This window comes from Desulfovibrio sp. 7SRBS1 (assembly GCF_049723905.1).
In the GTDB taxonomy this organism is placed as follows: domain Bacteria; phylum Desulfobacterota; class Desulfovibrionia; order Desulfovibrionales; family Desulfovibrionaceae.
In genome coordinates, this window is record NZ_JBJKFD010000001.1 from 2,310,076 (window position 1) to 2,330,020 (window position 19,945).

Consider the following 19,945-nt stretch of genomic DNA (forward strand, 5'->3'; position numbering starts at 1 on the left):
GGTCACAAATGAGTCTTTCCGCATCCCTCTACGCGGGTATTACCGGTCTGGGAGCACACGGCGAACGCATGTCGGTCATCGGCAACAACCTCGCCAACGTGAACACCGTGGGCTACAAAAGCTCGCGCATGTTCTTTGAAGATGCAATTTCCCAGGATATTTCCACATCCCAGGGCGTGGGGCAGGTAGGTCGCGGTGTCCGCGTGGGCGCCATCTATTCCGACTACGGCCAGGGGTCTTTCGAAACAACCAACGAGGCCACGGACATGGCCATCGGCGGCAACGGATTCTTCGTGCTCAAATCCCAGGGCGACGAGTCCACCTACTACTCCCGTGCCGGCAACTTCCGTTTCAACAAGGACGGCTACCTGATAGACCCGCACGGCTACGTCCTGCAGGGCTGGGCAGTGGACCAGACCTCCACCCAGGTGGGCGGTACGGTGGACGAAAAAGATACGTCCCGCAGCGTCAGAATCAAGGGCGTGCCCACGAACATCCGGCTGGACAACTTTCAGTCGCCTCCCAAGGCGACCAGCAGGGTGAGTTTTTTCACCAACCTGGATTCCGGTGAAAAAGACAACTCCCTTGATCCCACCGATCCCTTCTTTGCCATGGCAAAGAACTGGGACGCCACCAAGGAACCGCCTCTGGGCGAATCCAGCTATGCCTACCAGACCACAATGAAGGTCTATGACGAAAACGGCTCTTCGCACAACCTGTCGGTCTATTACGATCCGGTCACGCTGAGCAACTCGGGCGGCAAGCAGGTGTGGGAATACATCGTCACCTGCGACCCCGACGAAGACGGACGTGTTCTCGGCGGCAACGTGCAGCTGCGCAATACCTCCGCAGCCGGCCTGCTGGCCATGGGCACCATCACCTTCAACTCCGCGGGCGAGATGGAAAACACTTCCACCTTCATGCTCCAGTCCGGCGCCATGCCCGACCCGACCAACCTGCGCGCCCTTTCCAACTGGACATTGCCTTCCAGTTTTTCGCAGAACGGCTACCCGGTTATCGACGCCAACTTCCTGAGCGTTTCCAACGCCAGTTTCGTCAACTCTTCGGCCGTTAACTCATCCAACGTTCTCATGGAACTGGATTTCGGCCTGCGCAACCCCTCGGGCAACTGGACCAACCCCGGCTACAACCAAGCATCGGCCTTTACCGGGCTGTCCCCGGATGGCGGCACCATGACCCTTCTGCCCGGCTTTGCCGATGTTGAACATGCGGCACTGACCACGACCTCTTACTCGCAGGGATCAACCACCATCGACCAGGGGCAGGACGGGTACACGGCAGGTTTTCTGCAAAACCTCTCCATTGACCGCGACGGAGTCATGACGGGCCGCTACTCCAACGGCCAGGTGCTGGAACTCTTCGTCGTCACACTGGCAAACTTCAACAACAACTCGGGGTTGCGGCGCGACGGCGGCAACCTGTTCACGGAAACCAGGGAATCGGGTTCGGCCATTACCAACCGGCCCAACAGCGCGGGGCTGGGCAGCATCGCTTCCAACCAGCTGGAACAGTCCAACGTGGACATGGCCCAGGAATTCGTAAAAATGATCACCACCCAGCGTGGTTTCCAGGCCAACTCCAAGATCATCACCACCACGGACAGCATGCTCGGCGAACTGATCATGCTCAAGAGATAACAACTAATTAGCTGACCAGTGCGGCCCGAAAGGGCCGCACATAAAAGCTCCGGGCAGAAGACACATATGTCTTTCCCAAGGAGCATACCCGCAGGACTCCAGACTCACTCTCCATATGCCCGGGTCCGTCGGCCCGACCAACCAACGGCCCCGGGTACTGCAAAAAAAAAGCCGCCCTGAATATTCAGAGCGGCTTTTTTTCGACATATGGAAAGAACGTTCAGAAACTGCTGTCCAGCAACCCACGTGAAAGTTCCTTTATGGAGGCGGTCAGCTGAAGCAGATTGTCGGGCGGAAGTTTGCGAACGGTCTTCCCCGTGGTGGAATCGAGCACCTCGACCTGCAAGATGTCGGTTTTCTCATCCACCTTGAACTTGAGCTTCAGGCCGTGCGATGCCAGAGAGTCTTCCAACTCGGAATAGCCCTCCCCTTCCTGTTCCTTTCCTCGCCCCGCCGCGTCCGGCAGATACGCCGAAGCCGCCTTTGCGCTCTGTGGCTGGGCTCCCTTTGCAGCGGCGTCCGGCGACTGCGCCGCTCCAGAAGCATTTTCCGCCTGCAAAGCGGATCGCCGCGTTTCTTCGTTACCAAACGGCGATACCTTCACCTGCCGGGCAACAGCGCCCCCCAAACCCGCAGCTGAATATAACGTATATACATCGCCCATAACGCCTCCAAAAATAACCAGGTAAAAAACTCCTCTTACCGTTTCCTATCGGCTGCTTCTTGAATTTTCTTAAGAGGGGGACGAAATTTTATTTCTTTTGCTCTGCCTCGCCCTGCTTGCGGAAAAAACTGCATATCCCGCCCGCAATCATCCCCTGCCCTCGCCGGGAGACTCCGAATTTTGACTCTATTTTTCCCATCATACTCTTATTTTTTACAATAACATACTGTTTTTACTCATCTTAATATATATGGCACCAAGAATGCATTATACCGAACAACAACGCACCCTAAGGAAAGGTTTGCAGTAACAAGGAGGTTCGGCAATGTCTCTGGTTATCAATCACAACTTAATGGCGATGGGCGCAGCCCGCAGTCTGGACCAGGCGTATGGACGCCTTGGCGTGTCCACCAGACGCCTGTCATCGGGCCTGCGTATCGGAACCGCGGCTGACGACGCAGCCGGTTTGGCAATTCGCGAACTCATGCGTGCGGACGTTCAGACCCTGAACCAGGGCATGCGCAACGCAAACGATGCCATTTCCCTGATTCAAACGGCTGACGGCGCGCTTCAGGTTATCGACGAAAAGCTCATCCGCATGAAAGAACTTGCGGAACAGGCTTCCACCGGTACCTACAACTCCACCCAGCGTGGCATTATCGATTCGGAATACCAGGCAATGGCCTCGGAAATCACCCGTATCGCAATGGCTACGGACTTTAACGGAATCTACCTGCTGAACGGACAGCTCTCCGGCACCCATGACGGTACCGGCCTGACCTCCACGGGTAACCTGAAGGTCCACTTCGGCACGGGCAACGACTCGGCCGAAGACTATTACTATGTCACCATCGGCAACTCCAGCGCATCCGCACTGGGTGTCGGACTGGCTGCGGGGAACTCCATTTCCACCCAGGAACTGGCCCAGGATTCCCTCGACAAGATCAACGCCGCCATCATCTCCAAGGATAAGATCCGGGCACACCTCGGCGCCATGCAGAACCGCCTGGAAAACACCATTACCAACGTCCAGATCCAGGCCGAGAACCTGCAGGCGGCAGAATCACGAATTTCCGACGTTGACGTGGCAACGGAAATGACTCAATTTGTTCGCAACCAGATTCTGAGCCAGTCGGCAACAGCCATGCTGTCGCAGGCCAACAGCCTGCCCAAGATGGCCATGCAGCTCATCGGCGGCTAATAGACAGAATTTGGCGGACATACCTCAGAAATGATCGAAGCACAGTCAGGCGACTGTGCTTCGTCACGATATTGACGGTCAACCCACCTCTTCCCCGGGGGCAGGTCAAGCCGTTCCTGATCGTCGGACGCCTTCGGGCGTCCGACGTGTTTTTTTGGCGATTATTCTGTGCTATCGATGGATGCCAGCGCCTTGCGCGCGGCATTCTGCTCGGCCTTCTTCTTGCTTGCGCCCTCGGCAGAAAACTCCCTCCCATCCGGCAGGCTGACCTTTACCTCATAGTCCTTGGCATGGTCCGGCCCTGTCATGCGCATCAGCCCGTATACGGGACGCTGCTTGAACTGCTGCTGCGTATATTCCTGCAAGGCGGTCTTGAAATCCTTGGTGCGCGGCAGGCTTGCCGTTTCCGGCCAGGAATTGCTGAACAGCCTGTACACGCAGCTTTTGCCCGCATCGTAGCCGCCATCCAGGAAAATGGCTCCCAGAACCGCCTCGAAGGCATCCGCAAGCAGGGAATCCCTGCCGCGTCCGCCTTGGGTTTCCTCTCCCCGCCCCAACAGAAGAAAACGATTCAGGTCTATGGACCGCGCCATGACGGCCAAGCTGGACTCCTTGACAAGCCGGGCCCGCAAACGGGTCAGCCGCCCTTCACGTTCTTCGGGAAAGCGGGCAAAGAGCTCCTCGGAGACGGACAGTTCAAGAACCGCGTCTCCGAGAAATTCCAGCCGCTCGTTGCTTTCGCTGCCTCCCCCTCCCTCGTTCACACGGGAAGAATGGGTCAGCGCGGTAACAAGCAGACTCTCATCCTTGAATTCATAGTGCAGAACCTGCTGCAACTCTTTCAACTCCGCCATTATTCCTCCTTTGTTTCAAATAGCCCCGCAACCGGGGCAACACAGGGCTCCGTATACCCTTGTACGCATTGACGGGCATACGACCTCCGCACAACGCCCCCAAAACGGGGCCCCTTGCAAATAAACCCTGAGCATACAAAAACACATACTCCCGAAGGACCGACAGGGAAAAATCCCCGACAGTCCTGCGGGAGGGAAAATTCCAAGACGTTGGGGCGCTAGGCCATCAGGTCACGCCACGGCGTTGTTCGGGCGGTTTCCTCGAACTTGCCGGGAGGCAGGGGCGGTGAAAAGAAATAGCCCTGGATGCGGTTACATCCGTTTTCTTTCAGAAAAACAAACTGGTCCATGGTCTCAACGCCCTCGGCCACGGTTTCCAACCCCATGAGGTGCGCCATGGTAAGCATGGTGCGCACCAAAACGCGGCCATCTTCCTCCGGATCGGAGATCATATCAATGAAGCTCTTGTCAATCTTGATGACATTGAAGGGCAGGCGACGCAGGTAGGCCAGGGACGAATACCCCGTCCCGAAATCGTCCAGGGAAAAACGAATGCCCATGGCACTCAGGGAGTCCAGCGTCCGTTTGGCCTCCTCGAAATTGGTCATAAGGGCTGTTTCCGTAATTTCCAGCTCCAGATATTCCGGCGGCATCATGGTCTTGCGCAGCACAGCCTGCACGCTGGCAACGGTATCCCCGGCCTGAAAATGACGGGAGGAAAGGTTGACCGAAACCTTGAAGGGGCCCAATCCCTGCGCAATCCAGCTCATGTTCTGCAGACAGGCCTGCTCCAGCACAAGAAGATCCAGGGGGACGATCATGCCCGTATCTTCCGCAAAGGGAATGAACTTCATGGGCGGCCGGTACGATCCATCCGGCTGGGGCCAGCGGATGAGGGCCTCCATGCCGTAGATGGCGCCGGTATCGGAAAGCACCTTGGGCTGGTAGAAAACGTCAAAGACATTGGCAGCAATGGCCTCGCGCAATTCACTTTCCAGCACGACCCGGCGCATGGCCTTGTCGTTGAGATCCTTGGTATACAGGGAGAAGCGGTTCTTGCCCGCCTCCTTGGCCCGGTACATGGCCATGTCCGCGTTCTGCACCAGCCGTTCCGGCGAATAGCCGTCCGTGGGATAGATGGCCATGCCGATGCTAACCCCCAGGTACACGTCACCCCCGCCCGCCGTAAACGGCTCGGACAGGATATCGATGATCTCCTGGGCAATGCGCGTCATGTTGGTAACGTCCGTGATGTCTTCCACAAGAACGGCGAACTCGTCCCCGCCAAACCGCGCCAGCGTGTCGTTTTTACGGACGGAACTGGAAAGCCGCTCGGCCGCCTGGCGCAGCACACTGTCGCCAGCTGAATGGCCGAAGCTGTCGTTGACGTTCTTGAACTCGTCCAGATCGCACAGCATGACCGCAACCTGGGTTTCGCGCCGGGCCGCGCTCTGGATGGCATGGCCCAGCCGGTCCTGGAAGAGTTGGCGGTTGGCCAGCCCCGTAAGGCTGTCGGTAAAAGCCAGCTTCGCCAGCTGCCGTTCCGCATCCTTGCGGGCAGTGATGTTCTCTATGGAGGCCAGGCTCAGGGTGGTTCCAGGAATCATGGCGACGGTCATGGCGACCAGATGTTGTCGGCCTCTGGCATCGATGAACCTCGCCTCGTAGTTGCGCGGGGCCGACTCGTCACTTTTCCGGCGCAGGTCGTGAAACTCACGCATCCGCGACAGGTCGTCCCGGTGGAAAAAGTCCGTCCAGGAAACATCGCCCTGCTCGAAATATTCGGGCGTAAGGCCGGACAGTTTGACGAACTCGCTATTGGCCAGCCGAATGGTGGTATCGTCATCCAAAAGAATGCTGGCCGTTCCGGTATTCATAAAAATGGTACGGTACTTCTGTTCCGACTCCAAAAGCGCCATGCGCGTCTTTTCCAACTCCGTAATGTCCACGAACGTTTCCACCAGATACGGCTCGCCCGCCTTGGAAATGGATGCCACCGACTTGAGAATGGTCAGCTTTTCCCCGGAATGGGTCAGAAGAATACGCCGGGTCAGTTCCCCCGGTGTGCCCTGATCCAGAACCGGACAGCTGCCGCGCTTGTTGGGGCAGATGAAACCGTGGCACTCCCGGTCAACCACCTTGTCTTTTGCAAGGCCTATGAGGTCCAGGGCGTATTGGTTGATGTCCTTTACCAGCCGTTCCTTGCAGGAGATGATGACCACACCCACCTGCATGGAGTTGAGCAGGTTCCCCAAAAACCGGTCTCCTTCCCGCAATTCGGAGACGAAACTGTCCATGGCCTCGGACATTACGGCCAGCTCGTCGTTGCCGGAAAGGCGGAGCGCCAGATCCTGGTCCGGCATCTCCCTGGCTTTGACCAGCTGTGTGGAGATACGGGAAAGACGCGCCAGAATGTTCCGTTCGAAAAGCAGAATCATCACCGCGCCCATCACAAAGGCGGACAGGGAAAGCATGAAGAAATTGATGCGGGAAAGCCCCAGTCCGGTGTTGTAAATCGTCCGGGGCATGGAAATGGCAAGGACGGCTCCTATGCTGCCCTGCAGATCGTGCAGCCCCTTATACGCGGTGATGGTAGAGCCATGAATGGCCAACCTGCGCGTTTCGTCCCAGTCGGAGGGGGGACCGATCACTTTGGCCATATCTTCGGACATGGGAGGAAGCCCCGGCCCGAAAAGGTGCAATGGTTCCTGTATTCCCTGGGAGATGCGGTTCACTTCTTCGCCGTCCAGAAGCTTGCCCATGGTCAGCCACCCGACGGGAGGTCCGGTGCGGTCACTTTTCAGGATGGGTTCACTGGCAACAAGAAGAAGCATGTCGGGAAGACGGATACATCCGGAAAAGCCTGTCGGATTTCCATCGGCAGAGGTCGTATTGAACCGCAGAGACTCGGTAAATCCGGAAGGAAGGGCACGCCAATGTTCGGTTTCCCGTGGCTGAAATGCGCTCCAGAGCACAGTGCCGTTCATATCGTAGTAGACCAGCGCGTTGAGCTGAAGATTGTTCAGAATTCCGGCGGTAAGGTTGGAATCAACATACTCCTGGTTCGGCTTGAGAACGAACTCGTAACTGTCGCTCCACCAGGCCCAATCCGAGACAAGCATGCGCAGATGAGCGGTTGTCTGTTCTATGGCCCCCTCTGCCCGGCTCAGATATTGGTATGCCTTCTCCTGCTCCAACCCCTTGAACTCACCTCTGATGAGCGCATCGGTCAACAGAAACTGAATTCCAACGAGCAGCAGAAAGACTGCGGCTATGGAAAAGATGGTAGCTCTTCGTAATGTCATGCGTCGGCCCGGAAGCAATTAACGAAAAAATATTTTGCAAAGGATATTCAACTCATTACTGGGGTGGTATGCTATGCCAATTCTGACATCATGGGAATGATTTCTGCGTAAATTATCATCCCGGGTACCCGGCATCTTCTGCCCAGGGGCCGCGCTCGGCACTGGTGCGGGCCAGGATGTCGCAACGCTCGTTGTCCACATGTCCGGCATGTCCCTTGAGCCAGTTGAAGGAAACCTCGTGCTTGGCCAAAAGCGGAAGAAGCCGAAGCCAGAGGTCCTTGTTCTTGACCGGTTTTTTCGCGGAATTGATCCAATTTTTGCGCTGCCAGGAATCCAGCCACTTTTTGACGATGGCATTGCGCACATATTGGGAATCCGTATAGAGATCGACCTGGCAGGCCCTCTTGAGGCTTGCCAGAGATTCGATAACGGCCAGAAGTTCCATGCGGTTGTTCGTGGTCCGCTTGTAGCCGTCGGCAAGCTCCTTGCGGTGGCCGCTGTATTCCAACACGGCTGCCCAGCCTCCGGGGCCGGGATTTCCCAAACACGAACCGTCCGTATGTATTGTCACCTTTGTCAATTCGTCAGCCATTGCTTCTCCCTTGCATTTCCGACAGCCGTTCCCATATGGCCGCCAGGGCAAAGGTGATGCCTTCGCGCCAGTCGTTTCCTTCGTCAAACAGCGTGGATAAATGGTTGTTTTGCAATTGTTCCAGAAAATCCTTTCCCAGCGCATTGCTCAGCAGAGGGGGAAAACGCACCACCACCTGCTTTGCCGCCGGGTCTATACCGAAAAATACGGTTTTTCCGTTCAACTCCGGGTCCTCTACCGGCTCATCCCGAACCTGCAGGCGGAACTCCAATCCGAATTCCGCTTCCAGGCTCCGGGCAAAGCCGCGCACAAAGGCGAGCTGCTTTTTGTCCAGGGAGCCCGTTGTATCGGAAATGGCCTGCGAATCCTTGATCTGCCGCAAAGTCCGCCCCGTATGTTCCCAAAAGGCCCAAATAACAAGGGCGAAGACGCCTACCAGGGCAAGCGCCCTGAATATTTTCTCTTTCGGGGTATACTCCCCTGACTTGGGCATGAATCGTGACATGTGTTTCACTCGCTCGTCGTGTTGCGTTTCTCGGGTATACTACACACGCACATGCCACCGGAGCAAGTATTGACAGCAAATTTAACCACCTGCCATGTCTGAAGACAGAAAACGACATGAAATCCGCGCTCCGCCGCGCCTTTTCCCCAAAAAATAAGTGTTCCACCCGCCTATCGGATACCCATACCGTTCCATCCTGCCTTATTTTCACAAGAAAACGTATACGACGAGGAAGAAACAGAGCCGCCACAGAATTACGGGGAAGCCGGAGGTGCGTTTGGCAAAGAATACCACTGGCAAGCCTTGGGCAGCGGTGATCGCCGGCAAAACGTGAAGCACGGTGTGCTTCAGATTGAGTACAAAGTTACATCTTCCAGGCTGCTCAAAAAGGTGCGAGAGCCCAAAAAGACTCACTGTCGTAAGAAAAACTCTAGGCTGACGCGTATTTCCTGATACGCGAGGGGTGAGTTTTTTGAGGCAACGACGCTATCGTGCCTTTGTCGGCAGCCTGAAGCACGGTGTGCTTTTTTACTCACTCCATAATACTGTCAAAAACCCGGGAAGAGAGGCCTCCCGCCGCTCTCCGGCAAGTCCACGTTTCGCAGGCATGCAAATCTCTGTTGACCCAGCCCGCCACCCCGCTATTATGCAGAAAATTTTATACTGGGGGACGCCCCCCACCGACCGCCCGCAACGCCCATAACACCGGCCCGGGCCAATCAACAGAAGGGCTATACATGGAATCCATCAGGGAATTGTACCGCATAGGCTTGGGACCTTCTTCCAGCCATACCATGGGGCCTCGGTTCGCAGCCGAGCGCTTTGCCGAAAAATACCCCGAGGCTGCGGGCTACAGGGTCAGCCTGTTTGAAAGCCTGGCCGCCACCGGCAAAGGGCACATGACCGACTTTGCCATTGTTTCGGTGCTTGGCAAAGAACGCACGGAGATACTCTGGAAACCCGAAGAAAAGCTGCCCATGCATCCCAACGGCATGTTTTTCGAAGCCCTGGACGCCAACGGCGCGGTGCTCGGCACCTGGACCGTGTACAGCGTGGGCGGTGGAGCCCTGCGCGAAGAAGGCCAGGAGCTGGATCAGGAACAGACCGCCAGCATCTATCCGTTGTGCACCGTGGCCGACATCATGGCCCATTGCGACGACAAGGGCATCACCTACTGGGAATATGTGGAACAGTGTGAAAGCCCGGACATATGGGACTACCTGCGCGAAGTGTGGCACACCATGGAGGACTGCATTGCCCGTGGGCTAGCCACCGAAGGCGTGCTGCCCGGTTCCATCGGGCTGAGACGCCAAGCCATGGCCTACCTGCGCCGCACCCGCCATGCCGGGCCGGACATGCAGCAGACCGGACGGCTCACCGCATACTCCCTGGCCGCGTCCGAGGAAAATGCCGCCGCGGGCATAGTGGTTACGGCCCCTACCTGCGGATCGTGCGGAATCATCCCCTCTGTTCTGCGCTACCTCAAGGAAACCCACGAGATTGACGAGACGGCCATACTGCGCGCTCTGGCCACAGCCGGGCTGTTCGGCAACGTCATCAAGTTCAACGGTTCCATTTCCGGCGCGGAAGTGGGCTGCCAGGGCGAAGTGGGCAGTGCCTGCGCCATGGCGACAGCCGCCGCCACCCAGCTTATGGGCGGCAGCCTGCGCCAGATCGAATACGCCGCGGAAATGGGACTGGAACACCACCTGGGGCTGACCTGCGACCCGGTGGACGGACTGGTCCAGATCCCCTGCATCGAGCGCAACGCCTGCGCTGCCAGCCGCGCCCTGTCCAGAGCGCAGATGGCTATTCTTTCCGACGGATCGCACCGCATTCCGTTCGACGAGGTCGTGGCCGTGATGAAAACCACGGGACACGATCTGCCAAGCCTGTACCGCGAAACCGCCACAGGTGGCCTGGCAAAAGCCTATGGCAGTCGGCGCAACGCCGTCTTGGGCTGCTAGGGGCGCATTCTCCCCAATTTGCTTGCCAACATTCCGGGGAAAGATTTTTCTTTCCCCGAAATTCCACCCAAACCACGGAAATTGCTTCCCCGCAAACTCCGCCCTCCCCGTCTATGATAACCACATGTAAAACCTGAATTTCACTGCTGCTGAAAGGACTTCAGCCCCTGTGCCATCTCTTCTTTCGCATTACGAAATATTCCAATCATAATTTACCAAGAGCGCAATTCCGTGTATTCTTCTACAAGGCCGGAGACCGGCTCTACAGCCACGGATCGGCCAAAGGAGATAACGTATGCATGACTTTGATCTGGGCATTATCGGCGGCGGCGCGGCAGGACTGACCGCGGCTTCGGGAGCGGCTCAACTGGGAGTGAAAACACTGCTTCTGGATGCCGGTCCAGCCCTGGGCGGCGACTGTCTTCATTACGGCTGCGTGCCCAGCAAAACCCTTCTGCACACAGCCAGGGTTCGCCATCTCATGGCCCACGCAAACGATGTGGGCCTGCCGGGAACAGACCTCCCGCCCGTGGATTTTTCCCGGGTACGGGAGCGCATCGCCCAGGTCATTGCCACCATCCAGCAACACGATTCCGTGGAGCGGTTCTGCAAGCTCGGTGCGCAGGTCCGCTTTGCCCGCCCCGAGTTCGTGGATGAGCATAGCGTGGAAACCCACACCCAGGACGGACACACGGAACGCATCAGTGCCGCCCGCTGGCTTATTGCAACGGGTTCCTCCCCCTTCGTTCCGGACATTCCCGGCCTGCATACGTCAGGGCAGGACAAGGCCACCTGCCTCACCAACAAGGAAATATTCTCCCTGGACAGTCTGCCGGAATCCCTGGTCATTCTGGGAGGCGGAGCCATTGCCGTGGAAATGGCCCAGGCTTTTGTCCGCCTGGGAAGCCGCGTGGATGTGGTTCAACGCGGCAAGCAGATTCTCAGCGGGGAGGACCCCGACCTGGCTGCCCAGATTCAGGCCGCCCTGGAAGCCGAGGGGGTGCGCTTTCACCTGGGCGCCACCGTGGACGGTGTCCACTCCGAAGGCGGCCTTCACGAAATCCATCTGCATACAGAGGACGGCAAGCAGCTCATCCGTTCAAGCCATCTACTGGCAGCCATGGGGCGCACTCCGAACCTTGAAGGGCTGGGACTGGATGCGGCGGGCATTGCGGTTGCTGCGCACGGCATCCAGGTGGATTCGCGCCTGCGCACGGCCCAGCCGCACATCTACGCAGCCGGGGATGTCACAGGACAATATCAGTTCACCCACGCCGCAGGGTACGAAGGCGGAGTGGTCGTAACCAATGCGGTTTTCCGTCTTCCGCGCACGGTCGATTACACTTGGATGCCCCATTGCATCTATTGCGACCCGGAGCTTGCCGGAGCCGGACTGAACGAGACCCAGGCCAAGGCCGCTGGCATCGAATACAAGGTGCATGTGGAAAAATTCAGCGACAACGACAGGGCACTGGCCGAAAACAGCACGCGCGGCTATCTCAAGCTGCTTCTGGACCGCAAGGACAAGCCTTTGGGAGTACGGATTCTGGGACCACGGGCAGGGGACATTCTTTCCGAATGGGTGGCGGTGCTCAACGGCGGAGTCCGGCTTTCCAGCCTGGCATCGGCAGTGCACCCCTACCCCACGCTGGCGGAGATCAACAAACGGGCGGCAGGCAACATCATTGCGCCCAAGATATTTTCCGGAACAGTAAAAAAGGGACTGAAGTTTTTCTTCAACTACAAGGGCAGAGCCTGCGAGTACGAGAGCTCACCCGATGCGACCAATGCGCCGGAAGCCACCAGTGCACAAGAGAGGCCGGAAACGCAGAAGCCGTGAGCCACGGCGTACGGGAGCCTGCTATGCCCGGGCCAGAACAAGCACGTCCACGGCAGCTGCTCCTGCCTGCAGCAGCACCCGCGTGCATTCCCTGAGCGTGGTGCCGGTGGTCATGACGTCGTCCAAAAGCAGCACGCGCCGCCCCGCAACCTCACCTTCCCGCGCCTGGAATGCTCCCTGCACATTGCGCAATCTGTCCTTACGCTCCAAAGAAACCTGGGGGATGGTACAACGCACCCTTTCCAGGGCATGCAGGGTCAGAGGCCGTTCCAGACGGGCGGCCAGCCGGCGGCCCAGCTCCCTGCTCTGGTTGTAGCCCCGCTCCAACAGCCGCCTGGGATGCAGGGGAACAGGCACGATAAGGTCGGGCACTCGATATTCCCGCAAAAAAAACGTCTCCACAACCAGGGATTGCAGCAGTTTTCCCAATCCCAAGGCAGAGCGGAATTTGTAGGCCCGCAAAAGTTCCCCCAACAGGCCGTCGTAGCTTCCGTGAAAATAGATATTTTCCCAATCGGGAGGGACGTCCAGGCAGGTTGCGCACAGATGCGGCACGCCATCCGGGTCGGCATGGAGAAGCCCGCAGGCCGGACAGTATCCGGCAGTGCGCGGAGCCAGCCGGGCGCGGCACTCGGGGCAAAGTCCCAGTGCATCCCGCTCGGAAAGCACCCGGCTGCACACCGGGCAACGGCTCTGGGCAAGCAGCGACGCGACCCGTCCGATACGGATTTCCCCGGCAATGCATGCGCCGGACAACCACCAGGGCAGCATTCCCAAAAGATTGCGCATGGCCCCCGCTTCCACAGCCGCTAGCCCCACCAGGCGTACAGCAGGGCCACCACGATCAGACTGCCCACGCGCACGCTCTGGTTGACCACAATAAGCCGCAGGGCCAGCTTGGGAGAAAAAATGCCCGCATAGTAGGGGAACTGATGGCGGAAGGCACGCATGGGGGCGGACAGGATATTGCCCACCATAAGCGCCAGCACGATCTGTTTGGCCGGAAGGCTGGCCGCTTCCAGCAACGCGCCCGCAACGGCAAGCCCTGCCGTGAACTCGGCAGCCATCTGAAAGGCAATGATGCTGACCGCCTTGGGGTGCAGCCATTTGAGGAAAAAGGCATTGTGCGCCAGGAAATCTTCCAGGGCCGTGAACACTCCCCATCTATGCGACAGGAAAATCAGAATATAGATGGGCACCGTGATGTAGATGATGCGGGGAATCCGCTTGAGAAAACGCGTCCATGTTTTTTTCAGGGCGTCGCGCACGGATTTTCTGCCCGTATCCTTCAGCCTGCAGGGTACGCATCCCGCCTCGATGGGGGGCAGCCAGACCCGGCCCAGAAAAATGATGCCCGTTGTACGCAAAAAAGCGGCCAAAAGGGTCAGCCCCACGTAAACGACGGCAGCCCCCTTGAGAAACGGCAGCGTTATGAAAAAGACCGTGGGCAAATGGAGAAAATAGGTGGGCAGCGAGTTGAACAGGTTGGAAAGCAGCAGCTCGCGGGTGGTCATTTCCTTTTTTTCGTAGGCCTCGGCCAACATGGTGTTTGCCGAAACACCGGAAAAAAAAGCCATGGAAAAACTCGCCCCGGAAACATCCTTGAGCCGGGCCAGACGGACCAGAGGTTCGGCAATCCGGGCCACGGCGGAAGTCCAATTCATGGACTCTATGAGGTTGCCGACCAGAAGGCCGAGGGAAATGAAAAAAACAAGCCGTACCAACGGCCAGCCCAGGCCGTGCCAAATTTGATATATATCCATCAATCCTTACTCGGAAAAAAGCCTCTTCCATTCGGAGGAGGCAATAATGCTGAATTGTTCGTCAACAACGGTCACAACTCCGGCCTTGCTCAATTCCACATAGGAAGCAAGATATTCGTCGTTGGTTCCGGTCCAGTCGCGGCGGCAGTTTTTCCCCGTGGGTGCAATCCCGGACGAAACCATGCAGTCAATGAGCAGGTACAGGGTAATCGCCCTGTCGCTCAGGCCAAGGGAAAAAATTTTACTGTTCACCAGCGGTCACAACTTCTCCTTTTCCCCTTCCGGCATGGCAAACTGGTGCTCCGGTCCGGGGAACTGGCCGGTGCGTACTCCGTCGCGGTAGGCCTGCAACGCCTCTACCGCCAGACTGCCCAGCTCCGCATAACGCTTCACAAACTTGGGTGTGAACCTGTCGAACAGTCCCAGCAGGTCGTGCATCACAAGCACCTGCCCGTCGCAATGCGGCCCGGCGCCGATGCCTATGGTGGGGATGTCCAATTCCTTTGTTATCATGGCTCCCACAGGTGAGGGAACCCCCTCGATAACAATACTGAAGCACCCGGCGTCCTGCAGACGCAGGGCATCTTCCAGCAGGCGCTGTGCGGCCTGTGCGGTTTTTCCCTGCACTTTGAAGCCGCCCATGGCCGCCACATGCTGGGGAGTAAGCCCCACATGGCCCTGCACGGGAATGCCCGAAGAGACCATCTGGCGCACGGCATCCACCTGGGCAGCCCCTTCCAGCTTTACGGCCTGGGCATGCCCCTGGCTGAGGCAGCGGGCGGCGTTGCGTACGGCCTGGGCCGTGCTTTCCTGATAGGAACCGAACGGAAGGTCCGCCACCAGCAGGCTGTTGCCCGCCCCTTTGGAAGCGGCCAGACAATGATGAACCATGATGTCCATGGTCACGGACAGGGTATTGTCGTGGCCGAGAACAACCATGCCGAGGGAATCTCCCACCAGAATAATGTCCATTCCGCTCTTAGCGGCAAGAAGCGCCGTGGGATAATCGTAGGCGGTAACCATGGCCAGTTTTTCGCCGCCCTTGCGTGCCATAACGCCAGGGGCGCTCATGGGAGTGTTCAGGGGGCAACCTTTGGGGGAAGATCCGTACGATGTGGGCACATTGAACTCCATCTGTTCATGGAAGCATTTGACGGACTGGCGTTTGCGCATTTGCCGTGGGCACAGTGCAAACGGATTAAGAGAAGGCTCGTCGCCCCAAAGGCTCGCCAGGCAGAAGACTCACTAGGCTGAAGGCTCGCCAGGCAAACAGCTTGTCGCCTGCGCGGCTGAGAAACCAGCCAATGCAGGGCACCCCGCATGCGGGCACCACGGCCGGAAGAAGTTGTCCCAACGAGAGACCGGGCGGACGCGCCGGAAGAAAAATAGCGCAACTGGGGCAGGAAGAAAAGTTCTGAAAAGAGCGGCCTGCCTTCCCGCTCTGGGGCGCAGGCCGCAAGAAAAACATTGGGCGGGGAGCTACATGTCCTGCAGGACCCAAACCACGCGGCCCACAACCTGGGCGTCGGCCTTATCCAGAGACAGGCTCTGCTCCGGATGGTCGGCATTTTCACTGCGCAGGATGAAGCGGTTGTTGCTGGCATCGTAAAAAATACGCTTCAATACAAGGCCTTCGTGCGGCATGTGCAGCCCGTACAATTCGCCGGAACGAATGCGCCTCTGATCGGAATCGATACCCAGATACGCGCCCCGCCGAACAATGGGCTCCATTCCGGAACCGTCCACGCGAATGACGAGAATTGCGGGCTTGTAAAACGTTTCCGGGATATTGAGTTGGCTTACAAAATCAGGCTTCCACTCATCATTGTCCCCGGTAATGCCGGTCATGCTGGAAACGCTGACCACGCGGCCGCGGGAAGCAGACTTGCCGTAGGACGTGGCACTCTCGCCCACGGTCTGCACATAGGATGTGGCTTCGGCCATACCCGGCTTGAGAAACATGGGTTCCACACCTTCTGCAAGCCAGTCGGGGTTCAGCCCATGGCTGCGGTACAGTTTGAGATACCAGTCAGAAGGAACGGAATTGCGGCGTTTGGCGTCGGAGATGCTGGATTGGCGAATGGCCAGAATATTAGCCAGCTCCACCTGCGTACGGGCTCCGGTGGCTTTTTTGATGCGCTCAAGAATTTCATCAAAGTTCATGGGTAGTTCCCCTCTCGGCAACCGATAAACAAGAAAAAGGATAAAGATATTGACCTTGGACTATTTGCTGTGCGATAAGTAATCAGAAAACAAATTTTTTATCTGTAACATACTGAAATTACGAGCCCCCTCATGAGTCAAAATGTTGACCGATTCCATGACGCAAAAAAAGGCGTTCGTCAAGCCAGACTTAAGGCATGGCTGGCCTACCATGGTGTAGGAAATCGCGAACTTGCTGAAAAACTAGGAGTTCATCCGTCCATGATAACCCGGATATTCAAAGGGGAAAGGGCACCTGCCGAACGCATTGCCCAGTTGGTGGACTTGGGCATTCCCAAGTCCCTGCTCCCCGAGCCGAACGGGCGTAAACCGGGCCGTCCGAAGAAAGCGGCAGCAAAAACAGCGGGAAATTCCCAAAGATAATTCGGAAAAATTACAAGCAAAAAAGAAGACCGGAATGAGCCCCGACAACGGTGTACAAAAGTTGCCTAAACGACCGAAAGAAATAAATCAAAAAAAATACCGGAAGCGCCGCAGCGATTCCGGTACTTCGGAAAATTTCACTGCCGCGGAGGTAAAACCTCCGCAGCAGGTAAATATAGAGGCTACAGTTCCTGCAGAACCCAGGAAGCCTTGCCCACGATCTTTTCACCCTTCTGCATCACAGGCATGGTGTTCTCGGGATATTCCGGGTTGTCGGCACGCAGCACGAGCATTTCATTGCCGATATCCAGGAAGATGCGCTTGAGCACAATCCCCTTGCCGGGGACGAACACACCGTAGACATCGCCTTCGCAGATGTCGGTACGCTCGCGGTCCAATCCAACCAGCGCCTTGCGACGGATGCCGGGCTCCATGCTGGAATCGCTGACCTGCACAACCAGAAGGTTGGGACGGTCCTGGCTCTTCTGCACCAGCATCTGGCCCAGGGGCTTTCCGCTCCACTCACCTTCGGCAAGGTCGCCTTCACAGCTGTAGATATTGACCAAACGCCCACCTGCGGGTCCGATTACGGAAGAATCGTTCGCGGAAACGCCGTCTTCATCCGTATCGTCGTAGGCGTAGAGGTTTTTGGGATATTCACCATGGATCAACCATTTGGGGTTCCATCCTTCCTCCATAAAGAGGGAAAGGATCCAAGAGGCCGGAATGCGGCTATTTTTCTTGGCATCGGAAATGCTCGACTGACGGATCCCCAGCTTGTTTGCCAGTTCAACCTGGGTGCGAGCCCTGGCGGCATGGTGGATGCGGGAATAGATATCCGGGAACTTTTCATCGTCCCGCAAGATTTCGAGTGCTTTTGCCATATTATTATCTCCTTGACTATTTGACGGTGGGGGGTACAGACCCCAGCCGTCTTCTAAGTGCCTGAAACGCAAAGCGCATCTGCACCATTTTTATGTATATAGCCTCTTACCGAAGGCCACAATACCTCTTCCGAAAATTATAACGCCTCTTCAAATAAAATAAGGCCGAAAAGTGGCTTTACCGGGGAGAAAAATACTTTTTTGGGAATTCGCCAAGTGAAGAACAGTTTTTCAGGCGGACGAAGTACAGAAAAGTAAAATCGTTATAATATTTGTAACCCCAAAAATTTTTTTTACACACAAATACGGGCAAATCATCTTTAAAAATCTGAGTTATTTTCCAACATCCTGTTTTTGTAACAGAAATTTTGCATACCTCTATAGAAGGAAATATGCAATAAAAAATTTGACTAATTTTAGCAAGAGCATAAAAACTTATGCCTTTTACCGAGGAATACATTAATCCCCTGGAGCAGATAGTTTAGGGTATACATTTGCCGAATTAAAGAAACGTACGTTTTGCCATGGGTTCCAGGGGGCAAAGGAAAAGCGGATAAGCCTGCGGCAAAAAATAAATTTCCTTTTTTTCGGTTTCGGAATGCTCTGGTATAAAATGCATTTGGAAGTTATAAGAGCAGACTATCTGGAGGGTCGATGGCTTCCAAGGCACCAAAATTCCAAAATAAAAAAACATGTTCCAAGACCGAACAGGCCCCTTCCGACCGAACCGTCGGCCTTGTGTACAAAGCCAAAAAAGAATGGGAGCTGACGGTCGACGCTCTCCCGGACCTCATTGCCCTTTTGGATGCGGACCTGCACATCGTCCGGGTGAACAAATCGCTGGCCTCACGGCTGGATGTAACTCCGGCCCAGGCAGTGGGCATGGAATTCACACGCATCGTTCCCGCCTGTCCCGAGCCGGCCGCATTTGAGAACGAACAGGCCGGGCTCAAAGAACATCATCTTTTCGACGAAGAGCTGGGAGGCCATTTCGAGGTTACCTGTTCCCCGGTCTTCAACGAAAATACGTTGGAATACATCGTGTTTATCGGCCGGGACGTCAATGAGCGGTATAGGCTGAAACGCATGAAAAGCGATCTTATTTCCATTGTCAGCCACGAACTGCGAACCCCGCTGACAGCCATACAGGGTGCGCTGGGTCTTCTCAAGGGCGGAGCCTTGGGTGAAATCCCCAAAAATATCGCCGCCATCGTGCAAATTGCCTATCACAATACCGAACGGCTCATCCGCCTGGTCAACGACCTGCTCGACATCAAGAAAATAGAGGAAGGGCAGTTGCGCCTGAACCTTGCCCCCGTGGACATGACGCCTCTGGTCCGGCACAGCGTGGAGGAGATGACTCCGTTCGCCGAAAAATTCGGCATCCGCCTGCGCTTCGCAGACCCCATGGAAAAGACATTGGTCTACGCCGACGCGGACAAGTTGGTGCAGGTTCTTACCAACCTTCTTTCCAATGCCATCAAATTTTCGCCCCGCGACGATGTGGTGACGGTCTCCGTATACCACATTGAGGGAACCATACGTGTTTCCGTTGCCGACAACGGGCCGGGCATTCCAGAATCGTTCCGCGACTATGTCTTTGACCAGTTTTCCCAGGCGGAATCCGTCAAAAACCGCGGCGTGAACAGTTCCGGCCTGGGCCTGTCCATTGCCAAGGCCATTGTGGAAAAACACGGCGGCCGCATTCATTTCACCACGTCCACGGGCAAGGGCACGACCTTTCATGTGGACCTCAAGGCCATGGAATAGCCTCTCCCGCACGCGTTTCCCTCAGCACCGACACAGACGACAAGGCCCTGCTCGGCGGTCTGCTCCTGGGTATTGCCGGATGGTCCAGCCAGCCCGATAAAATCGTCATCACGGCCAACGGGCCGGACACGCCCCTATGCCCCGCCCTTTGCCGATAACCGCTTCTTCATCAACCGCCTGAAGCCCAACCAGAGGTTTACCGAGAGCAAACACCGCGGCATCAGCACCTGTTCCGGCAACATGGTTCTGTCGCTCGACTGCGACATCCGCCTCTCCCCAGGCAGACACGTATCCCATATAATGTGAATTTATTCACAACGCTTAATCGGAAAACTTCATTTTTCTTTGCCTTTTTC

General features: G+C 56.6%; 18 protein-coding genes. 6 read left to right on the top strand and 12 right to left on the bottom strand.

Annotated features, from left to right (window positions below; genetic code table 11):
- Positions 1 to 8 precede the first annotated feature (8 nt).
- On the top strand, positions 9 to 1,658 hold the full coding sequence (locus ACI0FJ_RS10535; protein ID WP_424302870.1) for a flagellar hook protein FlgE: 1,650 nt from the start codon (positions 9 to 11) through the stop codon (positions 1,656 to 1,658).
- A gap of 220 nt (positions 1,659 to 1,878) precedes the next feature.
- Here ACI0FJ_RS10535 and ACI0FJ_RS10540 read toward each other — a convergent pair whose 3' ends face one another.
- Complete coding sequence (locus tag ACI0FJ_RS10540) at positions 1,879 to 2,322, bottom strand: flagellar protein FlaG (RefSeq protein WP_424302873.1); 444 nt, start codon at positions 2,320 to 2,322, stop codon at positions 1,879 to 1,881.
- Between the two features lie 325 nt (positions 2,323 to 2,647).
- Between ACI0FJ_RS10540 and ACI0FJ_RS10545 the strand changes: the two genes are divergently transcribed.
- Positions 2,648 to 3,523, top strand: a complete 876-nt coding sequence (locus tag ACI0FJ_RS10545; protein WP_424302877.1) for a flagellin — start codon at positions 2,648 to 2,650, stop codon at positions 3,521 to 3,523.
- Between the two features lie 161 nt (positions 3,524 to 3,684).
- On the opposite strand, the gene rnc is transcribed toward ACI0FJ_RS10545, so the two are convergent.
- From rnc to ACI0FJ_RS10565, 4 genes are all read right to left on the bottom strand, one after another.
- Positions 3,685 to 4,377, bottom strand: coding sequence for a ribonuclease III (gene rnc / locus ACI0FJ_RS10550; RefSeq protein ID WP_424302879.1), 693 nt, complete (start codon positions 4,375 to 4,377; stop codon positions 3,685 to 3,687).
- A 218-nt stretch (positions 4,378 to 4,595) separates the two neighbouring features.
- A complete protein-coding gene (locus tag ACI0FJ_RS10555; RefSeq protein ID WP_424302882.1) occupies positions 4,596 to 7,682 on the bottom strand; it encodes an EAL domain-containing protein in 3,087 nt (1,028 codons plus the stop codon).
- A 115-nt stretch (positions 7,683 to 7,797) separates the two neighbouring features.
- The gene (gene rnhA / locus ACI0FJ_RS10560) at positions 7,798 to 8,274 is read right to left on the bottom strand and encodes a ribonuclease HI (RefSeq protein WP_424302884.1); all 477 of its coding nucleotides are present in this window, start codon (positions 8,272 to 8,274) and stop codon (positions 7,798 to 7,800) included.
- Positions 8,267 to 8,779 carry a hypothetical protein gene (locus ACI0FJ_RS10565; protein WP_424302887.1) on the bottom strand — a complete coding sequence of 171 codons (513 nt, stop codon included), beginning with the start codon at positions 8,777 to 8,779 and terminating at the stop codon, positions 8,267 to 8,269. The genes rnhA and ACI0FJ_RS10565 overlap by 8 nt, the downstream gene beginning before the upstream one ends.
- A 737-nt stretch (positions 8,780 to 9,516) precedes the next feature.
- Between ACI0FJ_RS10565 and ACI0FJ_RS10570 the strand changes: the two genes are divergently transcribed.
- Both ACI0FJ_RS10570 and ACI0FJ_RS10575 read left to right on the top strand, forming a co-directional pair.
- Positions 9,517 to 10,746 carry an L-serine ammonia-lyase gene (locus ACI0FJ_RS10570; protein ID WP_424302890.1) on the top strand — a complete coding sequence of 410 codons (1,230 nt, stop codon included), beginning with the start codon at positions 9,517 to 9,519 and terminating at the stop codon, positions 10,744 to 10,746.
- Between the two features lie 295 nt (positions 10,747 to 11,041).
- Complete coding sequence (locus ACI0FJ_RS10575) at positions 11,042 to 12,586, top strand: dihydrolipoyl dehydrogenase family protein (RefSeq protein ID WP_424302893.1); 1,545 nt, start codon at positions 11,042 to 11,044, stop codon at positions 12,584 to 12,586.
- A gap of 21 nt (positions 12,587 to 12,607) precedes the next feature.
- Here ACI0FJ_RS10575 and ACI0FJ_RS10580 read toward each other — a convergent pair whose 3' ends face one another.
- From ACI0FJ_RS10580 to ACI0FJ_RS10600, 5 genes are all read right to left on the bottom strand, one after another.
- Positions 12,608 to 13,375, bottom strand: coding sequence for a ComF family protein (locus tag ACI0FJ_RS10580; protein ID WP_424302896.1), 768 nt, complete (start codon positions 13,373 to 13,375; stop codon positions 12,608 to 12,610).
- Positions 13,376 to 13,395: 20 nt separating this feature from the next.
- On the bottom strand, positions 13,396 to 14,349 hold the full coding sequence (locus ACI0FJ_RS10585) for a hypothetical protein (protein WP_424302899.1): 954 nt from the start codon (positions 14,347 to 14,349) through the stop codon (positions 13,396 to 13,398).
- A 6-nt stretch (positions 14,350 to 14,355) separates the two neighbouring features.
- Positions 14,356 to 14,601 carry a hypothetical protein gene (locus tag ACI0FJ_RS10590; RefSeq protein WP_424302902.1) on the bottom strand — a complete coding sequence of 82 codons (246 nt, stop codon included), beginning with the start codon at positions 14,599 to 14,601 and terminating at the stop codon, positions 14,356 to 14,358.
- A gap of 6 nt (positions 14,602 to 14,607) precedes the next feature.
- Complete coding sequence (gene panB / locus ACI0FJ_RS10595) at positions 14,608 to 15,483, bottom strand: 3-methyl-2-oxobutanoate hydroxymethyltransferase (protein WP_424306544.1); 876 nt, start codon at positions 15,481 to 15,483, stop codon at positions 14,608 to 14,610.
- A gap of 345 nt (positions 15,484 to 15,828) precedes the next feature.
- Positions 15,829 to 16,512, bottom strand: coding sequence for a LexA family transcriptional regulator (locus tag ACI0FJ_RS10600; protein ID WP_424302905.1), 684 nt, complete (start codon positions 16,510 to 16,512; stop codon positions 15,829 to 15,831).
- 132 nt (positions 16,513 to 16,644) lie between these two features.
- Here ACI0FJ_RS10600 and ACI0FJ_RS10605 point away from each other — a divergent pair, with 132 nt between their 5' ends.
- Entirely contained in the window at positions 16,645 to 16,935 is a 291-nt protein-coding gene (locus ACI0FJ_RS10605) for a helix-turn-helix domain-containing protein (protein WP_424302908.1), read from the top strand.
- A 182-nt stretch (positions 16,936 to 17,117) separates the two neighbouring features.
- Here ACI0FJ_RS10605 and ACI0FJ_RS10610 read toward each other — a convergent pair whose 3' ends face one another.
- A complete protein-coding gene (locus tag ACI0FJ_RS10610) occupies positions 17,118 to 17,819 on the bottom strand; it encodes a LexA family transcriptional regulator (RefSeq protein WP_424302911.1) in 702 nt (233 codons plus the stop codon).
- A gap of 654 nt (positions 17,820 to 18,473) precedes the next feature.
- On the opposite strand from ACI0FJ_RS10610, the gene ACI0FJ_RS10615 reads away from it, so the two are divergent.
- A complete protein-coding gene (locus tag ACI0FJ_RS10615) occupies positions 18,474 to 19,589 on the top strand; it encodes an ATP-binding protein (protein ID WP_424302914.1) in 1,116 nt (371 codons plus the stop codon).
- Between the two features lie 108 nt (positions 19,590 to 19,697).
- Here ACI0FJ_RS10615 and ACI0FJ_RS10620 read toward each other — a convergent pair whose 3' ends face one another.
- Positions 19,698 to 19,877: a hypothetical protein gene (locus ACI0FJ_RS10620; protein WP_424302917.1), complete on the bottom strand. Its 180-nt coding sequence runs from the start codon at positions 19,875 to 19,877 to the stop codon at positions 19,698 to 19,700.
- Between the last annotated feature and the right edge of the window lie 68 nt (positions 19,878 to 19,945).